This is a genomic window from Vagococcus sp., from assembly GCF_036639995.1.
Taxonomy (GTDB): domain Bacteria; phylum Bacillota; class Bacilli; order Lactobacillales; family Vagococcaceae; genus Vagococcus.
Genome location: NZ_JAVWHO010000041.1, coordinates 1 through 21,246, shown reverse-complemented (window position 1 = coordinate 21,246; position 21,246 = coordinate 1). Strand labels below are relative to the sequence as shown.

The window sequence follows — 21,246 nt, the reverse complement described above, 5'->3', positions numbered from 1 at the left end:
TTACTACTAGCATGATAAATAGCATCGAATCCATACTGACTCCTAATTTGATCAATGGTCTCATCTAAACAATAATCATTTACTGTATCATCAGCCGATTCAAATAAATTCAACTGCAAAGAAGTATCTGGTGTTAATTTAGAATAATTAATCCCAATATGACGAATAGCGCCTCCTGTATAGAATTTATTAAAAAGATAGAGGCAATGACCTGCAAGTTCTTTTGAAGAATTTGTTTTTGGCACAGTTATCTGACGGCTAAATCCTGAAGCCATATCGTTCTTGGAATACGCAATAGAGAGATGGACACAACCGGTTTGCAAATGTCTCTTTCTAATTCGTGTTGCAACTTGTTCTGCCATCTCTCTTAAAACAATTCGTGTTTCATTTACGTTAACATAGTCTTTCAACAACACCTGACTGTTACCGATACTTTTAGACTTAGGTTGGTATCGCTCAGAGATATCTGTTCGATCAATTCCCCAAGCATGAGCCACCAATTGTTGCCCAATAATTCCCATCGATTCCTTTATTCTGAAGAAATCATAATGAGCCAAATCATAAATACTGTAAATTCCTTTATTATTCAATCGCTTCTCTGTTCGCCGATTAATTCCCCAAAAATCTGTCATATTTTTTATTTTCCAAACAGTTTCTGGAACATCTTGATATCGCCATGTAGCAATCATATTAGAGGTATGCTTAGCGCCGTTATCTAGCGCCAATTTGCTTAACAACATATTATCCCCAATGCCAATTGTACAAGGTAATTTCGTTTCTTCTTTAATCACACGTTTAAAAGTTTTAGCAAATTGGTAAGGTGTCATATTAAACAGTTTGCAAGAAGCTTTGACGCGAACAAACGTCTCATCAATGGAATAAATCAAAATGTCTTCTTCTGCAACATACCGTTTAAAAATATTATTAATTTCCATATTCTTTTTGATGTATAGATTCATTCTTGGAGGAACTAGTTTCAAATCTTTATGGTAGGGAATCTCAAAATTTCTCGTCACATTGCTAATTCCTAAAACTTCTTTAGCCATAGGGGAGGAGGCAAGCGCAAGCCCTCCCGGAGAATCACCACCGCTCATTACTACAAGAAGAGTTGCCATAGGATCCCAACCTCTTTCAACACATTCAACCGAAGCGTAAAAAGATTTCATATCAATACAAAGAATCTCATCTACTTTTTCTTCTTGGTAATCAAAATATTGTTCTGTATCGCCAAACATAATTACGCCTCATCTCTAACATACCATTTAGTACTTTCAGAAATTGTAATATGTCTAATGAGATTGATACTGATACAAAGGTTACCAACATAGAGTAAGTCACCATTAAATCCAATAATTTTCCCAATAATGTTATCATCAAAACCACGGCCATCTATTGCTTTAATATTTGGCTGAATAATTACCGGCAAATCTTTTATTAATGCGATTTCGATAATCTCAGAAATTTCTTTTGTTGTCATTATTTCTAAACCAAAATTAACACGACTATTTTTTTTTCGCTCTAATTCAATTTCACGAGTATGTTCTGATAAATAGAAGCCCATATATTTTTGAATGCCTCTTTCAGAATAGTAATGATTTAATTTAATCATGCACCGCACCTCTCAAGTAAATCATGTGGTCTGTTTTTTGATTGTCTGATTACTAATTTTTCAACAATTAATTGTTGTCTCGAATTGTAATGACCAAATAAAGCCACCTCATTTTCACCATTATTTAAAAATAATAACTCATGACAAATTTCTTTATTTACGACTAAACAGTTAATTTTACCTTCATCAACAAGTAAAGTAAAACGAAGTAACATATCAGGAAATAGTGTCAGAAGCTTAATTTTATCAACAACACCTATTAAATTTTTCTTCATTAATCATCACCCCATATATTTTATAAATAAATTATACGAACATTAGTTCTTATTGTAAAGGGGAACATAAAAAAATAACAATAAAAAAGAAGCAAATCTCTTTGCTTCTAAGAATACCTGGCTATTAAAATAATTACTTTAATTAAACGCTTCGGAATAATAAACAGTTCCCATAACTTGAGATAATCCATCTTTTTGAAGTTCTTTCATCATAAAAAATTCTTCTGGCACATCAAAAGGGGAGGAAACACCATAATGGCTAGTTGGTTGATAGCCAAATCTAGAATAATACTTAGGATGTCCTAAAATAACAATAAAGGTATAACCCAGCCCGATAGCTGTTCTTTCCAACTCCTTTATCAATTTTCCACCAATCCCTTGTCTTTGATAGCCTTTATGAACTGCTAAAGGTGCCAAAGCTAAACCTGTGAATGATTGCTTATCATTTTTAACCCAACATGTGCTAAGTAGACCATATCCGACTATTTTTTTATCCATCTCATAAACTAATTCTAATTCATTATTATAAGTAATATTTTGTCTAATTTTTTTAACTAACTCAGCTTCACCTTGATAACCAAATTCAGTTTCTTCAAACGCTGAAACGATCAAAGGCAATACATACGTATCATCATTTTTATTAATAGGTCGTATAGTCATTGTGAATCTCCTTTTTATTTATTGTGACCAGTATATCAAAAAAACAAACATCATCTAAAATTTAGGATGTTTGTATTTTTTGTTGTTGAGGGAACACTTTGCATATAAAACGTATGTTCTCCTTCAGAGAATTTGACAGTCATTTGTTTATCAAATAATAAATCCTGTAATTTTTTTATATTCATTTTATCAAGAAATGTCCAGCGTTTTGACTCATTATTTTTAGAAACAGACACATGAACCTCTTTATCAAATAAAATACGAACAAAGTATTCTTCATCAGAACATTGCCATAAGAACGTTATGTAATGCAACTTCTGAGTTATCACTTCTACATCTTTACTCGTTAAAATGTCATTTAATTTTATCATTCTTTTTGCCCCTCCAAAAACATTATACAAACGTACGTTCTTTTTGTAAAGGGAACAAAAAATTAAGAATACTCTAATGGCTTGCTCCAATAAACAACTGATTTATTTTTCGTTTGATAATAAGCCATTGTTCCAGTTTTATTTTCAATAGTTTGGTCTAACTGATAAATTGTGTAGTTTCCTTCTGTTGATAGTTTTGTTACATCAGAAGACATAGCTAATTGTATATTTCCTGATCTAAGAACAGCAAATCGAACAGAACCTTCTGGTGTTAAAAATAGATAGCATGCTAAAAAAACAGCTCCCAATTTAAGTAGTAATGAAATCATTCGTTTCATTCCATCATCCCTTTCCCATACACCATCAATATAAAGTTAAAAATTGAAGATTTAATGTCCTAATTGGTACGAAATTCACGAAAAAAATGATATGATGTCCCTATGAGAAAAAGGGAAGAGCGATTTACCTTACACAGGATTGTTTGTCTTACAAGCAATCACTAACCAATAAGGATGTTGAAAATGACGATTACATTAAGAAAAATAGAAGACTTACTAAAAAAAGAAAATTTATTAAAAGAGTTTGTTCATCAAAATAACTGGTTCTATAATTTACCTGTTGAAGATCAACTATTAAATGCCTTATCTTATGATTCAAGAAAAGTGACTACCGATACTTTATTTTTTTGCAAAGGATTAAATTTTAAAGAAGAATACCTTGAAAAAGCAATTAATGAAGGATTAGCAATCTACATGTCAGAAACACCTTACGAGGTATCAAGTAAGCTAGGTATTATCGTAACTGACATTCGTAAAGCAATGGCACTTATTAGCATGCATTTTTATGAGTTGCCACAGGAAAAACTGACTGTTATCGGATTCACTGGTACTAAAGGAAAAACAACAGCTGCTTATTTCACTAAATTTATATTAGATGATTATACTAGTCATAAAACAGCAATGTTTTCAACGATGAATACAACACTAGATGGCATTAATTATTTTAAATCTGCCTTAACAACACCAGAGTCACTAGACTTATATCGGATGATGCATGAAGCAGTTGAAAATAATATGACACATTTAATTATGGAAGTTTCTTCTCAAGCCTACAAATTACAGCGTGTATACGGTTTAACTTTTGATGTAGGGATCTTTTTAAATATTTCACCTGATCACATTAGCCCAATTGAGCATCCGACTTTTGATGATTACTATTATTGTAAGAGACAATTAATTGAAAACTCAAAACAAATGGTTTTAAATGCAGATACAAAAGATTATCCTTTATTAAAAGAGATGACTGAAGCAAGAGGTGTTCCTTACTATTCTTATAGTAGTGATAATATAGATGCTGATTATACTTGGAGCAAACAACCTAATGATTTACTTAATTTTACAGTTAATTCGTCAAAAGACCCACTAAACCTCTTAGGAGACTATAGTATTCGCCTTATGGGAGATTTTAATAAAGACAATGCATTAGCTAGTTTAATAACGACCACACTTGCAGGTGCAAGTCAAAAAAATGGGCAGCATGGTTTAAAAGAAGCGTTAGTTCCTGGAAGAATGGAGCATTTAAAACATCCAAATGGAGCGAGTATTTTTATTGATTACGCTCACAACTATTTAAGTTTAAAAAATCTCTTAACTTTTGCTAAAGAAGCTCATCCTGAAGGTAAGATTATAACTGTTATAGGCAGTACTGGAGAAAAAGCTATCTCTAGAAGAGCAGATTTTGGGCAAGTGCTATCTGAATTAACAGATATTGCCATTTTAACCTCTGATGATCCTGCTTCTGAAGATCCTAAAAAAATAGCTAGTGAAATTTGCCAAGCTATTACTAATGAGCATGTTGAACAAATTGTTATTGTTGACCGAGTAGAGGCGATTAACCATGCCTTAGACATAGCAACTGAAAAAGATTCTGTTATTTTGGCTGGTAAAGGTCAAGATAAATATCAAAAAATAAATGGCGTAGATACAGATTATATAGGAGATTCAGTCGCTGCTGAAAAATATATTGCATCATTAAACAAATAGTTATCAGAAAAAAGGAAGAAGATGTTTCTGCCTTTTTTTCTATTAAACTTAGGAGGATGTTACTTAAGATGGAAAAGAAAAAAAGAAAAAAGAGAGTTACTCAAAAAAAAGCCACCACTAACAAAAATAAAAAAATTATCATAATAAGCTCAAGCATTGTCGCCGTTTTACTTATCGGTACAGGTAGTTATTGGGCGTATCAAAAACATGATGAAAATCTTCAAGAAGAAACATTAAATGCCTTTATCACTTCATTTGAAAAAAAGGACTTTAAAAAGTTAAGTCAAACACTTTCTAACGATTCTATAAAAAAGCAAGACTTAGATAAAGATCAAGTTATTGAGAAATACGATGCTGTATTTAATGGGTTAAATATTACAGGCATTAAAGGAAAAATCAATGTTTTAAAAGATAATAAATTTGAATTATTAGTTGATATGACAACTCCTCTAGGTAAATTAGAAAAAGAAACATACAAGGGTGAGTTATTAAAAGAAGAGGGGAAATATCATATCAATTGGAACTATTCCTTTATTTTTCCAGAGATGAAAAAAGGGGATAAAGTATTTATGAATACAGAATCACCAAAAAGAGGAGATATATTAGATAGTAACAATAGACCCTTGGCAACAGCTCATGATTATCCTCAATTTGGAATCATTCCAGAAAAATTAGGAAAAGGGGATGATAAGGCTAAAAATCTTGAAACGATTAGTAAAAAATTTGATTTAAGCACGAAGGAATTAAATACTTTACTGGACCAAGCATGGGTTAAGGAAGATTCATTTGTTCCAATTAAAACCGTTAGCTTTGAAGAGGCGCTTGAGAAATATGAAGCACCTGGTATCACAAGTATTTCTGTATCAAAACGTTTTTATCCTTTAAAAGAAGCAGCAGCACAACTGGTCGGATATACTGGTAAAGTAACTGCTGAAGAAATTGAAAAAGATAGTGGACTAGCGGGTTTTGAAGATACTGGAAAAACTGGTTTAGAACAACAATTAGATGAAAAACTTCGCGGAAAAACAGGTGGAAAAATTGATATCATGGATAAAGATGGTGACTACCGCGTAACTATTATCGAAGAGAAAAAACAAAACGGTAAAGACGTTCAATTAACTATTGATAATACCCTTCAAGAAGGGGCGTATAAAGCTCTTGATGGTTTGCCAGGCTCAACAGTTGTTACTGAACCTACAACTGGAAAATTAAAAGCTGTTGTGAGTTCTCCTTCATATGACCCAAATCACTTTATACTAGGTGTTTCTCAAAAAGAATATGATACATATGCTAACAATAAATTAACACCTTTCTTAGCTCGTTTTGGTGTAGGGTATGCACCAGGCTCAACTTTTAAAGCCATCACAGCTGCCATTGGGATTGACGAAAAAGTAACAACGCCTGATAAAACAAGAGAAATATCTGGTTTAAAATGGCAAAAAGATAGTTCTTGGGGTGGGTATCAAGTCACTCGTGTATCTGATGTGCCAAGTGTTAATATGAATTCAGCATTAATTCACTCGGATAATATTTATTTTGCCCAAGAAGCTTTAGAAATGGGAAGTAAAAAATATTTAGCTGGGCTTAAAAAATTCCCGTTTGGTGAAAAAATGAATGTTAGTATCCCAATGACACCAGCACAAATTAGTAATGACGAAATTAAATCGGATATTTTATTAGCTGATACAGCTTATGGTCAAGGGCAATTACTAATTAATCCAATACAGCAAGCAACAATGTACTCTGTATTTGCTAATAATGGAACTTTAGTCTACCCACAACTTGTTCAAACAGAGAATGTGAAAAAACAAGATAACATTATTTCTAAAACAGCTGCCAATCAGGTAAAAGAAGCCCTAGTTCAAACTGTTGATAATCCAGAAGGAACAGCTCACACACTAGCTTCTGGAGATGAAAAAATAGCTGCTAAAACAGGAACAGCCGAGATTAAAGAAAAACAGGATACAAAAGGACAAGAAAATAGCTTTATTTTAGCTTTTGATGCTTCTGAAAGTAAATATTTAGTCATTAGTATGATTGAAAATGCAAAAGACACTTCAGCTGTAGAAAAAAATAAAGAATTTATCCAACAACTTAAATAGGTATAATAATTTTATGTCAACCAAAAAAAGGAGAATTGAAGTAATCATTATTTTACTTTAATTCTCCTTTTTTCATTTAATCAGCTAAAATATTAGAGCTCATAATTTTTAATTCTTCAGCTATTTTCCCTTTGATACTATCTGGACTTAAGATTTTAATGTGTTTTCCAAATGATAAAAGGTACCTAATTAACCAGTCTTCATCAGGAAGTTCTGTTTTTACAATGACTACATCACTATTTTTTAGAGTAATACTATCATGATCGAATTCATCATAAACTCTGTAAAATATTTCTTTCGAAAATTCTAGAGTCATAGAAACCGTTGCCCCTGATGAAGTTATTTTAAGAGAATCTGGTCTTTCTATTTTTGAAAATAATTGATCTGTCTTCTTAATTGAACTCATACGGTTTACTTTAAACATTCTAAATGCATTTCTCGACAAACAAAATGCTTGAACATACCAAGATTGCGATTTAAAAACTAATCGATACGGCTGACAACGTCTACTTTCAAGTGTTCCTTTAGCACTAATATAAGTAAACGTTAGCTCATTTCTGTTTAATATACTTGTTTTAATTAGTTCGAAAGGTTGGTCATCTTTTGACATGTCAGTGTGCCACCTAGAAAAATCAACTTCTAACCAATCATCAAATGACTGATTAAATAGAGAATGTAACTTAGAAAAGGATTGATCACTAATTTCGGGATTTATTTTTCTGGTTCCTTTAAGGGCCAATAAAAGATTGTCTTGTTCTTCCTTTGATAACAAAACTTTATCAAGAATGAAATTGTTTAACAGATAAATTCCGCCATTTCGGCCTGGTTCAGTGTAGATTGGAATGCCAAGCGAACTAAGTTTATTGATGTCTCGGTGAATGGTTCTTGTTGATACTTCAAATAAACTAGCTAATTCTGTTGTTGTTGCTTTTTTATTATTTAAAAGAAAATAAATGATTCCAAATAATCGTTCTGTACTCATGATAATTTCTCCGATATTTTTATTTTATAAATGATGACATAGGATGTCAGGGTTTCTATCGTATCATGAAGTCATACCAATTAGGAGGTTTTTAGCATGAAATTTACACTATTAGATACTAAGAGAACCAATAACTTTAATGACCCTGATATTCAAAGGAAAATAATATCATTATGGGAAAAAAATACAGCAGATATTGAGATATTCATGAAGAAAGGCTTAAAGATTGCCTGTATTTATCATAATTACGAATCAAACTACAAAGGTGATTATTCTGTTTCTATATGTAAGGAAGACAACATAAACGGTCTTCTTGATACCTCAAAATACACGTGGAAAGAATATAAAGTAGATATCAAGGATGAGCTTGGTGTAATAAACACTTGGCGTAGTATTTGGTCAGATGAGGAAAATGAAAAAATCAAACGAGTTTACACTTTTGATTTCGAACAATACAGCCCTAATGGAGATATTAGTATTTTCGTTGCTGTAAATTAATAAACATCCCGATAAAATCAAGTTGTTGTTAATAACTAATTTTATCGGGATGTTTTTAAATTTTTTTAATGGTAATTTCATAGATTGCATCAGACGTTGTTGTTAGTTTCTGAATGTGTTGCAGTAGCAATAAAATCCAACTAAAGGCTAAAACAAACGCGATTAATTCAAAGACTGTTAAGGAAAAATAACCAACACGTTGAAATAAAAAATTAGCCACAATTAATGCAGCAGCAATACCATAAGATATAAGTAAAAACTCTTTAGTTACTTTTGGCAATAGCCATTTGATACCAATAATTAATACCACAATTAATAAGACAAGTAGATTAGCAGCTCGAGTATGTAGAATATGAAGTTGCCCTTGACCATTGTTAGGAAAGAAGCCCACACCACCTAGTGACACAGCAACAAGAGTCAGCAACACACGAAGAACCAATAATGGATAGCCAGAAAAATTATTTTTCTTTAAATTAACAAACAAATAATCGATTAGAGCAACCATTAGTAATGCTGATAGCATTAACGTAAAATTAAATTGCCAACTATTGACGGCTTCATTAGTTCCTAAAAAGCTAAAATTATGTTGCCACCAACGACTTTGACTGTTCGTTAGCATGGCAAAGAACACACCACCAACAATAACAAAAATCAGCAAATTAACTAGCATAGATGAAGTAAAACTAAGTGCTGAATATATCATTAAATAATTGATAACTGCTGTAAAAATAAAGAAAATCACCGTTGCTGTGTAGATATCAAAACTCGCACCTTCAAAAATCATATCAATTAACCAAAAGAAACTTAAAATAATTAGTAGTAACATCACAATGTAAGAAAAAATAACAGTTGGCACATTTCGCCAATGAATGCCTTCTAAGTTACTATTCTTATCGTTTTTCTTTTCTTTAATGAAAAACACAATAAATGAAATACTTCCACTCAATAAGCCTAAGATGGAAACAGCACTAGCTATTGATAGCTCGCCAGTCATAGGTATTTGGTAATGATTTTCATAAAAAAATGAAACAAAGAAGAGGAGACTACTAATAATAACTGGAAGTAAAAACCATCTTAATGATATTTCTTGAATTTCAAAAGGTTTTTTCTTTCGTTCAATAATAATTCGCTGATTCTCCGCTTTTAAGAAGAGAGTGTCCTGATCTGCGATCTCTAATTCTTCAACAAGTTCTTCGGGTAAATTAACCTGATACTCCGTGTCTTTCATCCTAATAACTCCTATTCACATAAAACAAGATTTCACTGTTCATAATCTCATATTGCCTTATGTGATACAAGTCTAAATCTTTGCTATATTTGGTGTGAAAGATAAATTTTTAGACCAATTAATAACACCTGATAGTAAGAATAAACTGATAATCGTTCCTTCCCTAACAACAACAGGTAAAGAAAAACTTAATGATAAAATTAGTGATAAACTAACACATACTATATCTACACCATAACGGTATGTAGAAAATTTATGAGATGTTTTTTCGGTAAGAAGTTGACAAAATGATTCAATTGGAAATTTTAGTAAACTCAAGCGTAAGACTTGTCCAGTACCAAACCCTGCGATAAATACTCCTAAAAGAAAGACCAATAAATTAACAATATAAGAATTAATCGTAAATTGACTGAATAAATGATAGTAAACAACATTGATAACTTCCCCAAAACTCATAACAGCAACTAACATCAATAAATAGTTTGAAAATTTTCGTTCTTTATCTAAAATAATACAGGCTAGTAAAAAACTCACATTTAAAAGAGTTGTGACTGTTCCAATTTGAATTGAGAATAAATTAGCAACAGAGACGTTTAGCGAGTTGAAACTACTCACACCCACATTAGCTTTAATAGTTAAAGAAATTCCTATGGCACTCACTAAGTAATAAATAATTGATTTAAGTAATTGTTTCATTTTCTTCATCCCTTTCTGATACCTATAGTACAGGATCTAAAAAAATGTTAGTATGAGATATAGCACACTTTAGGAGAATAACTATGGAAAAAGTAATTTACCCTTTATCACACCTTCAGTTTAACCAACAAATTCCTGGTGTTACACTAGAAATTTTAAATCATTCTCATATTCTAACTTTTGATAATGGAGAGTTCATTACAAAAGAAGGAGGGCATCTCAATCATCTCTATTTCATTATCAAAGGAAGAGCGAAAGTTGTCGCCACTCAAGACAATGGAAAACGAATTATTCTGCAATTTTTAGCTGTTGATGATTTAATTGGTGATTTAACCGTCATACAGGCTGAAGATGAGATTAAAGATGTCATTGCGATGGGGAAAACAATCTGCTTAGGTATTCCTATTAAGATAGTTGAAGAGATGTTAATTACAAACAATGACTTTCTTTTTTATTTATCTCACTATATTGGCACAAAACTCTTACTTCGTATGGACCATTTTAAAGAACAGCAAACCCAAGAAGTTAAAGTTCGACTCGCTAAATTATTAATAGAGATTGCCGTTAATGATGAGTACCATGAGAAACATACAGAAATTGCGGAATATCTTGGTGTTAGTTATCGCCATTTCATGCATACCTTTAAACAACTAAAAGATGAAGGTATGGTGGAAAAGAAAAGCAACCATTATATGATTAACCAAGAAAAAATAAAAACGTTTCTTGAATCAGTTTAAATACATAAAAGGAGTAGATAATCTTAAAATTAGATTATCTATTTTTAATTTGAGTTAAACGTTAAAAAAAATCGTGTATAATTAAGTTAAAGAACATTTATGGAGGTATTTATATGTTTAAAAAATTTTTGATTCCTTTTACTCTACTTGTTTCTCTCTTAATAGTCACTACTGGTTGCCAAAAAAATGACGCCTCGATTAGAATCGTTGGAATTAATGTTGAGAAATATGATTCCAAAAATAAAACATATGAAACCCATCAAAAAATCACTAAAAAGGCAGACATTGAAACAATAAAACATATTACTGAAAAAACAGAACAAAATGAAAATGATGAAACAACTACTGAAACTGACCCAGATTTTCAATTCAACTATCTTTTTAAAACAAATAATACTGAGATAAAAACAGTTACTTATCAGATAAAAATGTCTGGTGAAAACGAACTTTTACTAGGGATCGAGGGAATTTACCATAAGTTATCATCGGAAGATTCTTCAAGTTTAAATCGTATTATTGTAGCTAAATAAGAAAGAAGGTTTTTTTATGATTAAAAAATTTAATGTTACAGTGACGATTGATCGTCCCATAGGTTATATTGATAGTCATAAAAATTATTATCCTATTAACTACGGTTATGTTAAAGGAATTCTTGCTAAAGACGGGGAGTGGCAAGACGCTTATATCCTGTCAGACTCTCCAATCACTACACACACCATCAATGGCGAGGTAATAGCAATTATCGTTAGAAAGAATGACGTTGAGGACAAATGGGTTGTGCGCTCTAATGATAAAGAATATACTGAAAAAGAAATCGTAGACTCAACAAATTTTATAGAGCAATATTTTGACTCTACGGTGTATTTACTAGACTAACTCGTTAGGAGAAAACTATGGAAATTAGAGCTTATCAACCTGAAGACAAGCTGAATGTTATTACTCTTATCAAACAAACTATTCAATTGACCAACAGCAAAGATTATTCTAAAAATCAAATAAAAGCTTGGGCTGATATTGATTCAAACTATTGGGATAAAAGCCTGATTAATCATGTCGCCATTGTTGCCATTATCAAAGAAGAGATCGTCGGCTTCTCTGATATGACATCCAGTGGTTTTTTAGATCGCTTATTTGTCCACCACAATTTTCAGCAACAACGTATAGGTAAACATCTACTGACTTATTTAGAAGAGCAAATCAACGTTGCTCAATACAGCCTGTACGCCTCGATTACTGCTTTACCTTTTTTTGAAAAAATGGGGTATCACGTCATTAAAGAAAACACGGCTAAATTACGAGGTGAAGCTTTTTTAAATTATTATATGACAAAGGAGAAACAACAAAATGACTAATACAATGGAGAAGCTGACTCAATTTTTTGAAGCCAATGAGGATTTAAGAGTTTTCAGCATGAATGGCTCAAAAGTTAATTCAACTATTCCTGATGACATTTTTAAGGACTATGATGTTGTATTTTTTTCAACTGACTTCTCTAAATACATTAATGATTCTTCCTTTTTAGATATTTTTGGAGACATATTGATTCAAACAGAACCAGAAAGTGACCCTAAATCACCAAATGAACTGTTACATGGAGATGGATACGTCTATTTGGTTCAATACGTTAGCGGCTTAAGAATTGATTTTCAATTTCTAGCTCTAAGTCAGCTTGATAGTTATTTAAAAGAAGATTCGCTAACAAAAATAATAGCCGATAAAGATAAGCTGATTCAGACACATATTGTCCCTAGCGATACAGATTATTGGCTAGAACAACCTACAGAAAAAGATGTCTTATTTTCCATCACTGAATTTTGGTGGTTATTTCCTAATATTTTAAAGGCGACACTTAGAAATCAACTGCTACTTTCTGAATTTTACTTAGATTTAGCACGCAAAGAGCTATTCCAACTAATGATATGGGGCATTGCCTCTAAAGAAGGTTGGGATAAAAATTACGGGAAAGAGTTTACTGCTCTTTTGAAATATCTTACAAAGAAAGAACACTCTTGCGTGATGTCTTTGTTTAATGTAGGAAGCCAAAAACAAATTTATGACGCATTATTAGAGATGATAGCACTTTATGAGGACACCTCAGTTACTCTTTTTGATGATTTTTCTCAACTTGATACAGCCACATTAGATGAATACAAACACATCCCGTATAAGTACCTGATTAGTAAAAATCAAAATGATTTAGCTAAAATGTTCAAGAGAGCGTGAAAGAATGGATAAAGAAATCCGGAAACTCATTTCAAATGATAGTGACTTGATGACAATTTTGACAATTATTGATAGTTTAAACTTACCTGATTGTTGGCTTTGTGCAGGGACTCTTCGAAACTTTCTATGGCATACGTTTTCCAATCAAAATGCAGAGTTGATAACAGATGTCGATGTTATTTTCTACGACCAATCAATTTCATATGAGGAAACTTGTTTAATGGAAACAGCACTAAAAAAAGCATATCCTGATTACGATTGGGAATTAAAAAATCAAGTTTACATGCATTATCACAATCCTGATGCAAAACCTTACCTAAACTCAAGAGATGCTATCTCTAAATTTCCAGAACAATGTACCGCAATAGGAGCAAGATTAAATATGACTAATGAAGTTGAATTATTCATGCCCTATGGAACGTATGATTTTACACATTTCATTGTACAGCCAACACCATTTTTCTTAGAGAACCTCGAAAGAAAAGAAGTCTATATCAAACGTGTCACTACAAAAGAATGGCAAAAACAATGGCCACACCTTAAAATAGTTTTACCAGATTGAAAAAGGCACTTACCATTAACAAAAGAACTACTTCTAATTTTTTCGAAAAATAAGAGGTAGTCTTTTTTGTTAACGGTAACACCTTGTGTTGAAAGCGTTTTTTATTTAGAATAAAAAAGGTTATAAACAAAATGGAGGTGTATTAATGAAAAAAGGGATGGCTTATTACCATTTTTTTTAAAAAGAAGAAGCTAAATATCGAATTAATTTTTTATCTTATTTATTATCAGGTGTGATTCAATTAATGGCCGTTCTCTTTATTTGGCGACTTGTCTATTCATCTACAGGGAACGGGGTGATAGAAGGTTTAAGTTATCAAGAAATTATTCTTTATACAATTATATCCACTATTGCTACTCAATTTATGGAACTAAATAATGATTACCAAATTGCTGGTGATATTCAAGACGGCAATCTTTCGTATGAGTTAATACGGCCTGTATCGTATATTTATAAACTATTCTTTCAAGGCTTAGCTAGTTCAACTGTTAGTATCTTATTAATCAGTATTCCTACTATGATCGGAGTTATAGCATATTTAAGTATTCAAACGTCTTTTCTAACCGCTATTATCAGAGCCTTATTGTTTCTATTAATCATTATAATTAGCATGGGCTTAATGTTTTGTACTAACTTATTATTTGGATATTCAGCCTTTTACCTTAACTATTCATGGGGATTTTTACTCTTTAAAGGAACCTTTATACGTTTATTATCGGGAGCACTTTTCCCACTAGTTATGTTACCAGAATCCATTCGAAATATCTTTTTAAAATCACCTTTTTCTTATCTGACTTATTTTCCAACAATGGTATTTCTAGGAAAATTAACAACAGGTGACATTATTTCAAGTTTAATTACACAAGTCATTTGGTTAGCTGTTTTTATTATGTTATGCCTAGTGTTATGGCGTCACTCGATCAAAACAATTACCATTAACGGAGGGTGACAGTTATGAAACGATATATCAAGCTATATTTTATTTATTTAAAAAATTCATTTAAAATTCTTAAAATGTCAACAGCTAATTTTGTTGTTGGCTTCATTGCTTTTTTGGCCATTCAAGTGTCATCTCTTTTATTTTTAAAAGTCACTTTTGGGCGAATCCCTGAAGTTAATGGGTATAATTATCATCAAATACTCTTCATTTACGGTTTTTCTCAAATTCCACGAGGACTTGATCATCTCTACAGTGACTATCTGTGGTTATTCGCTAAAAAAAGTGTCGTAAAAGGAGAGTTAGATAGATATTTAGTACGTCCTGTTAGTCCTTATTTTCAAGTAATATGTGAGAGAATCCAATTTGATGCAGTTGGTGAGATTTTTGTAGGGGCAGTTATTACAGCATATGCTATTTCGGGAATTGATTTTCCTAACCCGTGGCTTTCTATTTTCCTTTCAATTATCTACACTTTGACAGGTTGCATTATTTATACGTCCATAAAAACAATTTGTGCTTCTCTGGCTTTTTGGATTAAAAAAAGTTTTCACGTCTTACAGTCAATTTATGGTTTAAGCGATTTAACCAAATACCCATTATCCATTTACCCTCCTGCAGTAAGAGTTTTTCTAACCTTTATCATTCCTTTTGGTGTTGTCTCATTTTTACCATCAGAATTGATATTTACTTCTAAATTAGTTAATCCAACAGCATTAATTATTATTGGGGTATCGACAGCGTTTGCTTTGATGGCAGCGATTATTTGGAAGAAAGGAGTGCAGAGTTATGAAAGTGCAGGCAACTAAACCAATTATTCATTTAGAAAATATTTCAAAAACATTTTACTTAAGAAAAAAAACAGGTTTTTTTAAATCAATCAAAACTCCTAAGCATGCGGTTCAACAAGTTAATTTTGATATTTATCCAGGTGAAATTGTCGGTTTTATTGGAACAAACGGAGCAGGAAAATCAACGACAATCAAAATGATGACCGGGATTTTAACACCTACTGAAGGAATTTGTGAAGTAGGTGGGATTATTCCTTATGAATCACGAATTGCTAATGCCAAAAACATAAGTGTTGTTTTCGGACAACGGACACAAATGAATTGGGACTTAACCGTTGAAGATAACTTCACTCTTTTAAAGGAAATCTATGAAGTTAGTGATGATCATTTTAAAAAACAGATATCGTTGCTTGATCAACATATGGATATTAAGAAGTTTTGGGAACAACAAGTTAGATCTTTATCTTTAGGACAAAGAGTTTTAACAGACATTGCCATTTCCTTAATCCACTCTCCAAAAGTAATCTATTTAGATGAACCAACCATTGGCCTTGATATTATGATTAAAGATAAAATTTTGAAAACTTTAAAATTAATTAATCAAGAAGAGAATGTAACGATTATTTTAACTACTCATGATCTAAGTGAAATCGAATTGTTATGTGATCGAATTATCATCATAGAAGATGGTAATATTATCTATGATGACACTAAAGATAAAATGTTAGAAACATTTTCTACTGACTCAATCATCCAGTTTGAAATAGATTTTCATGAATTAGATGACTTAGAAATATTTCTAACAGATAAAAAACTCAACCATTCTTTAGAAAATCAGACAATGACTGTATCCATTCAACAAGAGATACATGATGAAAAAGAAATTTTAAGCCAATTGTATCTTAACTTTAATATCAATAAGATGAGTGTTGCTCGAACGAGTGTACAAGATGTAGTTAGAAGCATCTATAGTAAAAAAGCATAAAAAAACACCTAAACAAAGAAGATTAATTCCTTGTTTAGGTGTTTTTGAATGGTAATATCATTTCAACTCATTAATAAGCGCTTCAATTATTTCGATAGTTTCTTCCGGTAAAGCATTGTAACCATCCATTTCAGTATTCATGTTATTTAAAAATTCAAGACGGCTATCCATCCCTTTAAGCATGCTCTCAACATATACCTCATTTTCAAAATCAGGTGTATGTCCGTCGACTGGTAAATAAGCAATATCTTTTAAAGGACCAAAAGCTTTGAAATTTGCTTCTCTAGCTACTATTTTTTCAATGCTTCCAAGAGTTTGGCTAGGGGTAACTTTTTCACCTCGATAAAATCCTGTATTGAGAATATAACAATCCGTTTTACCATCAGCAAATAATTGTTTAAAATTATGATAGTCTTCACTTAATGGATAGCATCTAAAAGGATTAGCAAATGGCTCAATAACTAGTTTATTAAGATCAACATCAGACACAACATTCTCAGCTGTAGAGCGTTTAGTTGCTAAGGTCAAGCCAAAGATAGACGCTAAAATAGGATTGTTAATCTTAAGAACAGGTGGTAAGCTATCATCTTTCATAATCCAAAAAATACTATCTAAGTTTTCAGCCAAATGATTTTCTCGGTTAGGAATAACAAAGCGAGATTTAATCGTTCTACCATTACCATTTCTAATATCTTCTGTCACTAATACCTTTTCTTTTTTATCATCTAATGTCACACCAACATTTTGACACGTTAAAAAATACTTGATATTTTTATGTCCCATTGGATAATCTTGGGTTTTATCAAAATAACTAGGCTCTAACGCTGTAGTTGCTCCTGTAGCTTTATTAATGATAAAAGCATCATCATGTAATACTTTCATATCAAACTTGTTATCGTGATCAGACAAGGTAATTGTTGATTTACCTGAACCAGAAAGGCCAAAAACGGCCATTGTATACTTACCACTAGTAAGATTATATTGTTTTACTCCACCATGACAAGCAATAAAATTGTTTCTGTGAGCTGTTGCCCAAGCTAAAGACAACGTTGCTTTTTTTAATTCACCAAAATAGCGTAACCCTAAAATAGCTGCAACATTATGCTCAGGATCAAATAATGCCAAACCATGTGGAAAGTCAGGATGATGCCATTCCGGATCAGCGTAAACGTAAATATCACCCTCATTATATTTTTCAGAAGTATCATACATTTCTTTAAACTCAGAGGTTAAAGTTTGAAAATTTAATAAATACGAATAAAAATTATTTTCAAAACCTTTAGGAATCATTAAATGTGATTGAACCATGAATGACTCAGATAGACCGACAACTGCTGTTCCATAATAAAACTCTTTATCGCGTCCTTGATAGACAGCTTCACGTAACAACCCACCAAAAAAAGTTTCATCTACACCAGGTTGTCCAATAATTCGTCTAGCAACAGCAGTTCGTCCAAACACTTTACCATCATTAAAAACCAAGACTTTAGCATCTGTTGGTAAATCAAAAGCCTCTGGTTGATAAATTGGTAAATCCGTAATAATTGTTCCTGGTGATTTAGAAGCTAGTTTGTAAGCCTCATTTAAAGACGTAATTTCTGTGACATTATTTCCTAAAAAGGCAGTTTCTATGATTGTTCTAAAATTTGAAAAAATAGGATTGTTCTTTCTTATTTTATCAACAGCATAATTGTTAATGCTACTCATCCGAATCACTCCAAATCATATTATTCTTTGTTTAAGCTTAGCACAATTAGTAATAAACAGAAATATTATTATTAACATATTTTAGTAATTCATGTTCTTTTACTGTTTTTACTAATACTAGTTTGATATACTAATTAAAAATAACCGATAAAACAGGAAACACCTAATAAATCACTATCATAAGGATGAGGAGGGAGAAACTATGTTTAAAACAGACAGATTGTATTTTGAAGAAATTACTATAGAAAGTTTTAACGATTTAAAAACTATTTTACAAGATGAAACCCTAATGTTGTTAGGTTGGGGCAAAATATATTCCGATAATGATGTAACACAATGGATAAAAAAAATAACGGCTCAATATAAAAGCCATGGTTATAGCTACTGGTTAGTAAAAAAAAGAGAAACCAATCAAACCGTGGGGATTATGGGGTTAATTCCAACGACCATTGAAAACACGCCCTATAATGAAGTTGCCTATATCGTAAAAAAAGAGTTTCAAGGTCAGGGTCTAGCGATTGAAGGAATGATAGGTCTAAAAGAGTATGCCTTTAGTCAATTTAACCTCACGTCTTTCATTGCTCAATTTGTACCAGAAAATATTAGCTCAGAAAAAATTGCTCAAAAACTAGGCATGACGTATCAGTTTTCATATGTAAGAGACATTAATGGAGAAAATAGAAAACATTTAGTGTATGGTATTTCTAAAAAAGAAACCGAATAAAAAAGGAGAGTGTGAATATGGTAAAAACAGTTAAGGATGCCTTCTAAATATCAATAAGCATATTATTTAGGAGGATGAAAAAAAATGACATTTAATTTAATTGATCGCAATAATTGGGAAAGAAAAGAGCTGTTTGATAACTATATAACAACTCAAACAAGTTTTAGTATGACAGTAGAACTTGATATTACTACTCTTTATGAGTATTTAAAAAAGAATGAGTATAAACTTTATCCTGCATTAATTTTTATGGTAACAAAAGTAGTCAATCAGCATATTGAATTTAGAACTACCTTTAACAAAAATCAAGAATTAGGCTATTGGTCTGAGATGGCACCATCTTACACGATGTTTAATCCAAATAAAAAAACTTTTTCGTCTAGATGCTTATCAAACACAGACTCTTTTCAGAAATTTCATAATAAGTATTTAGAAGATCAAATTGCTTTTCTTCATAATCATTCTTCTGATGAGACGCAAAAGTTAGAAAATTTAATTGCTATCTCCATGATTCCCTGGCAAAGTTTCACAGGTTTTAATTTGAATATAAACAATAATCCATCTTATTTATTACCAATTACTACTTTTGGTAAATATTTTATCAGAGATGAGAAGAGAATTTTACCTGTTTCATTACAAGTTCATCATGCTGTTTGTGATGGTTATCATGCAAGTCTATTCATTGAAGAACTACAACAGCTAGCAACAAATCTGACGTTATTTTCTAACTAGATAAATAAACTTACTTGTCATGATGTTAAAATTATGGCAAGTAAGTTAATGGAGGAGAACAGTATGGTTGTTTATTACTATGCTATAGATGAAAAAAATCATGAAGAATAAACTGAAATTAGTAGATATCAATGAAGAAAATTGGAATGACTATGTTTCTTTACACCCAGGAGATGAAGGGGCTAACTATGTCGCTTCAAACGCCTACTCACTTGCTCAAGCGTGCTTTGAAAAAACATGGATTGTCAAAGGTATTACTCATAATGACATACCTATTGGTTTTACAATGTATGGGTTAGACCATGATTTAGGGACCTATGAATTATGTCGTCTGATGATTTCCCATAAACTACAAAACCAAGGATTTGGACATCATGTATTACCATTAATCATCGATGAAATTCTAAACAAATGGCAGCCTGATGAAATTTACTTAAGTACTGACCCTAAAAATGAAAAAGCTATTCACTTATATGAAAAACATGGCTTCAAAAAAACTGGCGAAATCAGCTATGGTGAAGCAGTTTTTTCAAGACCAACCAAACATTAATCCTAATACTAAACAGCCCAGCTTTTTCTTTGAGAAAACCGGGCTGTTTTTAAATCTAATTAGTTGACAGTCGATAGGTTATCAAATATTATAAAAACATACCGAATGAATGTTTTTTAAAAAGGAGTTGAGGTAATGGTAAAAAAATATACCGCAAAAGAAGCAAGAACACTAATACTTAATGCTGCAGCCGATTTATTCATTGAAAAAGGCTATACAAATACTTCCATATCCGATATTGTCGAAAGACTCGACGGCTTAACTAAAGGTGCTGTCTATCATCACTTTAAATCAAAAGACGACATCATTGAGGCTGTTGCCAGACGGTTTATTCCTAAAAATGAGATATTTGAAGAGATTGAAATAAGAGATGATCTAACTGGTCTTGAAAAAATACAAGAAACTTTATTTGAAGGAATGTTTAATCAAAAGACACGCAAAGACTCTATCAAGTATTACGATTTGTTAAACGAAACAACTTTTTATTCTATTTACATTCAAATGGTTAATGAGTTGACCTTAAATCGGCTAACGCAATTTATCTACGAAGGAAACAAGGATGGTTCAACAAAAGTTGAGCGACCTGAGCAAATGTCAGAAATTATATTACTGCTTATTAGTACGTGGTTTATCAATGCTCTTTATGTAACGACAGCCGAAAACTTTTTCAAGAAGATAGATACAGCAAGTGATTTATTAAGAATGGGTGGGGTAGACGTTTTGAGTGATGTTTTTATTAAACGAATGATTGACTCAATAAAAATAATGGAACAAGAAGGAGATAGCATATGAAAAAAGGGTTAAAAATACTAGGAATTACTATTGGAGTTCTTGT

The 21,246-nt window shown here is 31.6% G+C and carries 26 protein-coding genes; 16 read left to right on the top strand and 10 right to left on the bottom strand.

Annotated elements, in window-relative coordinates:
- The 6 genes from RR554_RS09715 to RR554_RS09690 form a co-directional block, all read right to left on the bottom strand.
- Positions 1-1,235 (bottom strand): Y-family DNA polymerase (locus RR554_RS09715; RefSeq protein ID WP_332467915.1); only part of this gene is annotated, 1,235 nt, incomplete at its 3' end.
- A 2-nt stretch (positions 1,236-1,237) separates the two neighbouring features.
- The gene (locus tag RR554_RS09710) at positions 1,238-1,609 is read right to left on the bottom strand and encodes a hypothetical protein (protein WP_332462642.1); all 372 of its coding nucleotides are present in this window, start codon (positions 1,607-1,609) and stop codon (positions 1,238-1,240) included.
- Positions 1,606-1,884, bottom strand: coding sequence for a hypothetical protein (locus RR554_RS09705; protein ID WP_332462641.1), 279 nt, complete (start codon positions 1,882-1,884; stop codon positions 1,606-1,608). Before RR554_RS09705 ends, RR554_RS09710 begins: the two co-directional genes overlap by 4 nt.
- A gap of 138 nt (positions 1,885-2,022) precedes the next feature.
- A complete protein-coding gene (locus RR554_RS09700; protein ID WP_332467914.1) occupies positions 2,023-2,544 on the bottom strand; it encodes a GNAT family N-acetyltransferase in 522 nt (173 codons plus the stop codon).
- A gap of 50 nt (positions 2,545-2,594) precedes the next feature.
- Positions 2,595-2,915 carry a hypothetical protein gene (locus RR554_RS09695; RefSeq protein WP_332462639.1) on the bottom strand — a complete coding sequence of 107 codons (321 nt, stop codon included), beginning with the start codon at positions 2,913-2,915 and terminating at the stop codon, positions 2,595-2,597.
- A 62-nt stretch (positions 2,916-2,977) separates the two neighbouring features.
- Positions 2,978-3,253: a hypothetical protein gene (locus RR554_RS09690; RefSeq protein WP_332462638.1), complete on the bottom strand. Its 276-nt coding sequence runs from the start codon at positions 3,251-3,253 to the stop codon at positions 2,978-2,980.
- A gap of 183 nt (positions 3,254-3,436) precedes the next feature.
- Here RR554_RS09690 and RR554_RS09685 point away from each other — a divergent pair, with 183 nt between their 5' ends.
- Positions 3,437-4,957: a UDP-N-acetylmuramoyl-L-alanyl-D-glutamate--L-lysine ligase gene (locus tag RR554_RS09685; RefSeq protein WP_332462637.1), complete on the top strand. Its 1,521-nt coding sequence runs from the start codon at positions 3,437-3,439 to the stop codon at positions 4,955-4,957.
- Positions 4,958-5,025: 68 nt separating this feature from the next.
- Positions 5,026-7,059 carry a penicillin-binding protein PBP4(5) gene (gene pbp4 / locus RR554_RS09680; protein ID WP_332467913.1) on the top strand — a complete coding sequence of 678 codons (2,034 nt, stop codon included), beginning with the start codon at positions 5,026-5,028 and terminating at the stop codon, positions 7,057-7,059.
- A 76-nt stretch (positions 7,060-7,135) separates the two neighbouring features.
- Here pbp4 and RR554_RS09675 read toward each other — a convergent pair whose 3' ends face one another.
- Positions 7,136-8,041 carry a helix-turn-helix transcriptional regulator gene (locus tag RR554_RS09675; protein WP_332467912.1) on the bottom strand — a complete coding sequence of 302 codons (906 nt, stop codon included), beginning with the start codon at positions 8,039-8,041 and terminating at the stop codon, positions 7,136-7,138.
- Positions 8,042-8,137: 96 nt separating this feature from the next.
- On the opposite strand from RR554_RS09675, the gene RR554_RS09670 reads away from it, so the two are divergent.
- Positions 8,138-8,539, top strand: a complete 402-nt coding sequence (locus RR554_RS09670) for an effector binding domain-containing protein (RefSeq protein ID WP_332462634.1) — start codon at positions 8,138-8,140, stop codon at positions 8,537-8,539.
- Between the two features lie 55 nt (positions 8,540-8,594).
- On the opposite strand, the gene RR554_RS09665 is transcribed toward RR554_RS09670, so the two are convergent.
- Both RR554_RS09665 and RR554_RS09660 read right to left on the bottom strand, forming a co-directional pair.
- Complete coding sequence (locus RR554_RS09665) at positions 8,595-9,767, bottom strand: DUF998 domain-containing protein (protein WP_332462633.1); 1,173 nt, start codon at positions 9,765-9,767, stop codon at positions 8,595-8,597.
- A 72-nt stretch (positions 9,768-9,839) separates the two neighbouring features.
- A complete protein-coding gene (locus RR554_RS09660) occupies positions 9,840-10,463 on the bottom strand; it encodes a YczE/YyaS/YitT family protein (protein WP_443081184.1) in 624 nt (207 codons plus the stop codon).
- An 83-nt stretch (positions 10,464-10,546) separates the two neighbouring features.
- On the opposite strand from RR554_RS09660, the gene RR554_RS09655 reads away from it, so the two are divergent.
- The 9 genes from RR554_RS09655 to RR554_RS09615 all read left to right on the top strand — a co-directional run bounded on the left by RR554_RS09655 (position 10,547) and on the right by RR554_RS09615 (position 16,698).
- Positions 10,547-11,200, top strand: a complete 654-nt coding sequence (locus tag RR554_RS09655) for a cyclic nucleotide-binding domain-containing protein (protein ID WP_332462631.1) — start codon at positions 10,547-10,549, stop codon at positions 11,198-11,200.
- A 113-nt stretch (positions 11,201-11,313) separates the two neighbouring features.
- The gene (locus RR554_RS09650) at positions 11,314-11,730 is read left to right on the top strand and encodes a hypothetical protein (RefSeq protein WP_332462630.1); all 417 of its coding nucleotides are present in this window, start codon (positions 11,314-11,316) and stop codon (positions 11,728-11,730) included.
- A gap of 16 nt (positions 11,731-11,746) precedes the next feature.
- Positions 11,747-12,076: an inorganic pyrophosphatase gene (locus RR554_RS09645; RefSeq protein WP_332467911.1), complete on the top strand. Its 330-nt coding sequence runs from the start codon at positions 11,747-11,749 to the stop codon at positions 12,074-12,076.
- Positions 12,077-12,093: 17 nt separating this feature from the next.
- Positions 12,094-12,552 carry a GNAT family N-acetyltransferase gene (locus RR554_RS09640; protein WP_332462628.1) on the top strand — a complete coding sequence of 153 codons (459 nt, stop codon included), beginning with the start codon at positions 12,094-12,096 and terminating at the stop codon, positions 12,550-12,552.
- Positions 12,545-13,423, top strand: coding sequence for an aminoglycoside 6-adenylyltransferase (locus RR554_RS09635; RefSeq protein ID WP_332467910.1), 879 nt, complete (start codon positions 12,545-12,547; stop codon positions 13,421-13,423). The genes RR554_RS09640 and RR554_RS09635 overlap by 8 nt, the downstream gene beginning before the upstream one ends.
- Before the next feature lie 4 nt (positions 13,424-13,427).
- Positions 13,428-13,985 (top strand): nucleotidyltransferase family protein, encoded by a 558-nt coding sequence (locus RR554_RS09630; protein WP_332462626.1) that lies wholly within the window; start codon positions 13,428-13,430, stop codon positions 13,983-13,985.
- Between the two features lie 244 nt (positions 13,986-14,229).
- Positions 14,230-14,934 (top strand): ABC transporter permease, encoded by a 705-nt coding sequence (locus RR554_RS09625; RefSeq protein WP_332462625.1) that lies wholly within the window; start codon positions 14,230-14,232, stop codon positions 14,932-14,934.
- 5 nt (positions 14,935-14,939) lie between these two features.
- Positions 14,940-15,731, top strand: a complete 792-nt coding sequence (locus RR554_RS09620; protein ID WP_332462624.1) for an ABC transporter permease — start codon at positions 14,940-14,942, stop codon at positions 15,729-15,731.
- Positions 15,712-16,698 carry an ABC transporter ATP-binding protein gene (locus tag RR554_RS09615; RefSeq protein WP_332467909.1) on the top strand — a complete coding sequence of 329 codons (987 nt, stop codon included), beginning with the start codon at positions 15,712-15,714 and terminating at the stop codon, positions 16,696-16,698. Before RR554_RS09620 ends, RR554_RS09615 begins: the two co-directional genes overlap by 20 nt.
- Before the next feature lie 57 nt (positions 16,699-16,755).
- Here RR554_RS09615 and RR554_RS09610 read toward each other — a convergent pair whose 3' ends face one another.
- The gene (locus tag RR554_RS09610) at positions 16,756-18,405 is read right to left on the bottom strand and encodes a phosphoenolpyruvate carboxykinase (ATP) (RefSeq protein ID WP_332462622.1); all 1,650 of its coding nucleotides are present in this window, start codon (positions 18,403-18,405) and stop codon (positions 16,756-16,758) included.
- Between the two features lie 202 nt (positions 18,406-18,607).
- Here RR554_RS09610 and RR554_RS09605 point away from each other — a divergent pair, with 202 nt between their 5' ends.
- The 4 genes from RR554_RS09605 (at position 18,608) to RR554_RS09590 (ending at position 21,203) form a co-directional block, all read left to right on the top strand.
- Entirely contained in the window at positions 18,608-19,129 is a 522-nt protein-coding gene (locus RR554_RS09605) for a GNAT family N-acetyltransferase (RefSeq protein ID WP_332462621.1), read from the top strand.
- Between the two features lie 84 nt (positions 19,130-19,213).
- Positions 19,214-19,861, top strand: coding sequence for a CatA-like O-acetyltransferase (locus tag RR554_RS09600; protein WP_332467908.1), 648 nt, complete (start codon positions 19,214-19,216; stop codon positions 19,859-19,861).
- Between the two features lie 100 nt (positions 19,862-19,961).
- Positions 19,962-20,411 (top strand): GNAT family N-acetyltransferase, encoded by a 450-nt coding sequence (locus RR554_RS09595; RefSeq protein WP_332462619.1) that lies wholly within the window; start codon positions 19,962-19,964, stop codon positions 20,409-20,411.
- Positions 20,412-20,546: 135 nt separating this feature from the next.
- The gene (locus RR554_RS09590; protein ID WP_332467907.1) at positions 20,547-21,203 is read left to right on the top strand and encodes a TetR/AcrR family transcriptional regulator; all 657 of its coding nucleotides are present in this window, start codon (positions 20,547-20,549) and stop codon (positions 21,201-21,203) included.
- The last annotated feature ends 43 nt before the right edge of the window (positions 21,204-21,246 follow it).